The 4,701-nt window shown below is 71.6% G+C and carries 2 protein-coding genes and 1 pseudogene; 1 reads left to right on the forward strand and 2 read right to left on the reverse strand.

Annotated elements, in window-relative coordinates:
- A partial coding sequence (locus I53_RS23540) for an RNB domain-containing ribonuclease (RefSeq protein WP_043355287.1) occupies positions 1 to 1,077 on the reverse strand: 1,077 nt, incomplete at its 3' end.
- Between the two features lie 137 nt (positions 1,078 to 1,214).
- Positions 1,215 to 1,553, reverse strand: a complete 339-nt coding sequence (locus tag I53_RS23545) for a hypothetical protein (RefSeq protein WP_043355289.1) — start codon at positions 1,551 to 1,553, stop codon at positions 1,215 to 1,217.
- Between the two features lie 106 nt (positions 1,554 to 1,659).
- On the opposite strand from I53_RS23545, the pseudogene I53_RS23550 reads away from it, so the two are divergent.
- A pseudogene (locus I53_RS23550) lies at positions 1,660 to 4,701 on the forward strand (FAD-binding and (Fe-S)-binding domain-containing protein); the annotation flags it as partial.

Genomic DNA, 4,701 nt, shown 5'->3' on the forward strand with positions numbered 1-4,701 from the left:
GTCCTCGCCCTCGCGCAGGGAACAGAGATCGTTCGAGATCCGCTCGGGCAGCATCGGCACGACCCGGTCGGGGAAATAGACCGAGTTGCCCCGCTCCAGGGCCTCGCGGTCGAGGCTGGAGCCGGGGCGGACATAGGCCGCCACGTCCGCGATGGCGACGGTGAGGATGAAACCGCCGGGATTGGCCGGATCCGGATCGGCCTCGGCCATGACGGCGTCGTCGTGGTCCTTGGCGTCCGGCGGGTCTATGGTGAGGAGCGGGCGGTCGCGCCAATCCTCGCGGCCCTTCAGCGTGGCGGGCTCGGCGGCATCCGCCTCGGCCAGGGTCGTGTCGGCGAAGACGTGCGGGATGTTGTGAAGGTGCAGCGCGATCAGGCTGACGGCCTTCTCGGACCCGAGTGAGCCGAGCCGCTCGCGGACCCGGCCCCGCGGCAGGCCGAAGCGGGTCTCGCGCTCCAGGGAGACGCTGACGAGGTCGCCGTCGCGGGCCTGCCCTTCTTCGCCGGGCGGGATCAGGATCTCGCGCCCCTGCGAGCGCTTCTCGACGGGCACGATCCGGCCGCCTTGCGCGCCGGCCCGGTAGACGCCGATGATCTCGGCCTTGTTCTTCCCGATGACCTTGACGACCCGGCCGGTGTAGCCGCCCTCGGCGTCGCGCTCGACGCGGATCAGGGCGCGGTCGCCGATGCCCGGGGCCGGCCGGTTGCCCTTGCGGGGGCCGCGCGGCTGCGTCAGCACGATGGCCGGCGGCTTGCCCGTGCCCGTCCATTCCACCGGTATCGCCAGGAAATCGCCGTGGCGGTCCCGGGAGCGGATGTCGGCCAGCACGACCGGCGGCAGATGGCCCGCCGGGGCGAGGCCGCCGCGGCCACGGTCGAGGGCGCCCTCCGCCTCGATCTCCTTGAGGATGCGCTTCAGGTCGATCTTGGCGGCCCCCTTGATGCCGAAGGCCTGGGCGATCTCCCGTTTGCCGACGCGTTCCTTCGACTCGGCCACGAAGGCGAGGATCTGCTCGCGGGTGGGGAGGGGCGGAGGAGCATCGGGCTCGGCCGCGGGGGCGGTGGTGCGTCGTGCCAAAAGGGGGATGCCGAACGGTTCTACGGTAGACGGGACCCGCGTGCGGGCGCGGGACCGAGGCGTCGGTCCTGTAGGACTAACATGGGGGTCCCGCCCGCCCGCGGCAACGCCGCCCCGGCTTTCCTCAACAGGCGCGATCAGCCGGTCGAGGCGCTCGTCCGGATGCGTGCCACGGCTTGGTCCATGTCGAGACCGGGTGCCAGCAACTCGTCCAGGGTGAAGGGACAGGCGCGCGGCAGGGTCAGGTTCACCCGTCCTTCCTGCGGCGCCAGCTCCGGCGTCTCGGCCTTCCGGATGGCGAGCGTCCAGGCGCCGTCCATCCGCAGGCTCTCCGGCTCGGGGGGATCGTCCGCGAGGGCCCTGAGCTTGGCGCGACCCGCATCGCGGCACGCGCGGCTCAGGCCGTCGTCGGAGAGAAGGGCGGCCTTGATCAGCTCGGCCAGGGCATCCCTGACCCGTTCGACGCTCGCGTTCATGGTCATCCGTCCCGAAGATCGCGGGTGCGTGGCAAGCCGGATGCCAGCGCGCGCGTCATCCCGTCGCCGATGGTCTCCCGCGCTCCGCCGGGTGTAGAAGGCGCGGATGATCCCGGTCCTGACCCGCCACACCGAGGCCGTGCCGCTCTATGTTGCCGCCTGCGCCGAGCTGCGCCTGCGCGGCTTCGAGGGCGATCTGACGCTGTCGGACGCCGACCGCACGGTCTTCTCCACCGACAACTCGATCTACCAAGTGGCGCCGGGGGCCGTGGCCTTTCCCCGCAGCCGCGACGATCTCGTGCGTATCGCCAAGCTCCTCGAGGATCCGCGCTTTTCCGAGATCGTGATCCGGCCCCGGGGCGGGGCGACCGGTACCAACGGCCAGTCGCTGGGCCACGGCCTCGTGGTCGACACCTCGCGGCATATGAACCGCATCCTGGAGATCGACGTCGCGAACCGCTTCGTCCGGGTCGAGCCGGGAGTGGTGAAGGACCAGCTCAACCGGGAGCTCGCCAAGCACGGCCTGTTCTTCGCGCCGGAACTCTCCACCTCGAACCGCGCCACGATCGGCGGCATGATCTCCACCGATGCCTGCGGGCAGGGCTCGTGCCTCTACGGCAAGACCCGGGACCACGTCCTGGCGCTGACCTGCGTGCTCACCGACGGCACGGTCTGGACCGCCGAGCCCCTCGACGCGGAAGGTTTTGAACCGCCCAGGGGCGCAACGACCGGGTCGGGGCGATACACCGCACCATCGATGCCGTCCTCACCGCGAATGCGGCGCTCATCGCCGAGCGCTTTCCAAGCTCAAACCGTTGCCTCACGGGGTAGGACTTCGGCCATCTGCGCGATCCGGCGGGCGGGTTCGACTTCAAGAGCGTGATTTGCGGTTCCGAAGGAACCCTGGCGCTGATCGCCGAGGCGCGGCTCAACGTGCTGCCGATCCCGAGGGCCGCGGTGCTGGTCGCGCTGTCCTACGTCGATTTCGATGCGGCGCTCCGCGACGCGCAGGCGCTGCTGCCCTTCGGCGCCGCCTCGGTGGAGACCATCGACTCCACGGTGCTGGCGCTCGCCCGCAAGGATCCGATCTGGGCCGAGGTGCGGGCCTTCTTTCCCGACGATCCGGCCGGACGGCCGGTGGACGGCATCAATCTCGTGGAATTCGTCGGCGACGACGCGGCCTCCGTGGAGGCCGCCCTGGCGCGGCTCACCGGCCTGCTGGAGGCCGAGCGCGGCACCGACACCAAGCGCCTCGGCTTCACCATCGCCCGGGGCGACGCCATCGAGCGGCTCTGGACCATGCGCAAGAAGGCGGTGGGCCTCCTCGGCGCCGCCCAGGGCGATGCCCGCCCGATCCCCTTCGTGGAGGATACGGCCGTCCCGCCGGAACGGCTCGCCGATTTCATCGCGGAGTTCCGGGCGCTCCTCGACGGCAAGGGGCTGCGCTACGGCATGTTCGGCCACGTCGATGCCGGCGTGCTGCATGTCCGGCCGGCCATCGACCTGAAGGATCCGGACCAGAACGGCCTGATCCGCGAGGTCACAGAAGGTGTGGTCGCGCTCACCGCCAAGTATGGCGGCCTGCTCTGGGGCGAGCACGGCAAGGGCTTCCGGTCGGAGTTCGTGCCCGCGACCTTCGGGCCGCTGATGCCGGCGCTGGAGGCGGTCAAGCGCGCCTTCGATCCGGGCGACCGGATGAACCCGGGCAAGATCGCCTCGGCCAAGGGGGAGGGGCTGACCCGGATCGACGGCGTGCCGCGCCGGGGCGAGCAGGACCGCACCATCCCGGCAACGGTCCGGCGGGGGTTCGACGAGGCGCTCCATTGCAACGGCAACGGCGCCTGCTTCTCGTTCGATGCCGACGAGGCCATGTGCCCGTCCTGGAAGGCGACGCGGGAACGCCGGCATTCGCCCAAGGGTCGCGCCTCGCTGATGCGCGAGTGGCTGCGCCGTGCGGCTGAGGCGGGGATCGACCCGGCCGCCGAGCTGGCGCGGCAGCGCGCCGGGTGGCTGCACGACGTGGCGGCGACCTTGCGGAGCGGTATCCGCCGCCGGTCGGAGGCCGACGATTTCTCCCACGCCGTCAAGGAGGCGATGGATGGCTGCCTCGCCTGCAAATCCTGCACGGGGTCCTGCCCGATCAAGGTCGATGTGCCGACCTTCCGGGCCAAGTTCCTGGCGCTCTATCACACGCGCTACGCCCGGCCGCTGAAGGATCACCTCGTGGCGGCGTTGGAACCGCTGCTGCCGCTGGCGGCCCGGATGCCGCGCCTGAGCAACGTCGTCCTGACCAATCCGGTGGCCCGGCTGCTTCTGGCAAGGGCCGGGCTGGTGGCGATCCCGGCCCTGTCGCCCGTCGCTCTCACGGAGCGGCTGGCGGATCTCGGGGTCGCCGTCGCGACGCCGGACGCCCTGGCCCGGCTGGATGCGCAGGAGCGGGCGCGGGCCGTGCTGGTGGTGCAGGACGCCTTCACCACTCATTTCGACGCGGACGTCGTGGCCGATAGCTGCGCACTCCTCATCGCCCTCGGCTTCCGGCCCTGGCTCGTGCCCTACCGGCCGAACGGCAAGCCGCTGCACGTACACGGCTTCCTGGCGCGGTTTGCCGCCGTCGCCCGGTCCAATGCCGCGATGCTGCGCGATCTCGCCAGGCACGGCGTGCCCCTGGTCGGGATCGATCCGTCGATGACGCTGACCTACCGGTCCGAATACCCGCAGGCGGTGGGCGACGATCTCCCGAAGGTCCATCTCCTCCAGGAATGGCTGGCCGCCCGGCTCGACCGGATCGCGCCGGGCCAAGGCGGCCGCACGATGCGGCTGCTGCCCCATTGCACCGAGCGCACCAACGCTCCGGGCGCGGTGCGGGACTGGCAGGCCGTGTTCGCCCATCTCGGCCTGCGGCTCGAAGTGCCGGCCGCCGGCTGCTGCGGCATGGCGGGGACCTACGGGCACGAGGCGCGCCAGCGCGCCACCTCCGAGGCGATCTACGGCCTGAGCTGGGCCCGCCACGTGGCCGAGGCGCCCCGCTGCACCCTGCTGGCGGACGGATATTCCTGCCGGTCCCAGGCCACGCTGGTCGACGGCGTGCGGCTGCGACACCGGGCCCAGGCGCTCCTCGAGCATGTCCGTGCGGATGCCGGCGGGGCTG

The organism is Methylobacterium sp. B1 (genome assembly GCF_000333255.1).
Lineage (GTDB): Bacteria > Pseudomonadota > Alphaproteobacteria > Rhizobiales > Beijerinckiaceae > Methylobacterium > Methylobacterium fujisawaense.

Excerpts from the sequence above, each read along its gene's own strand:
- I53_RS23545 (WP_043355289.1), bottom strand. The coding sequence starts at position 1,553 with ATGAACGCGAGCGTCGAACGGGTCAGGGATGCCCTGGCCGAGCTGATC.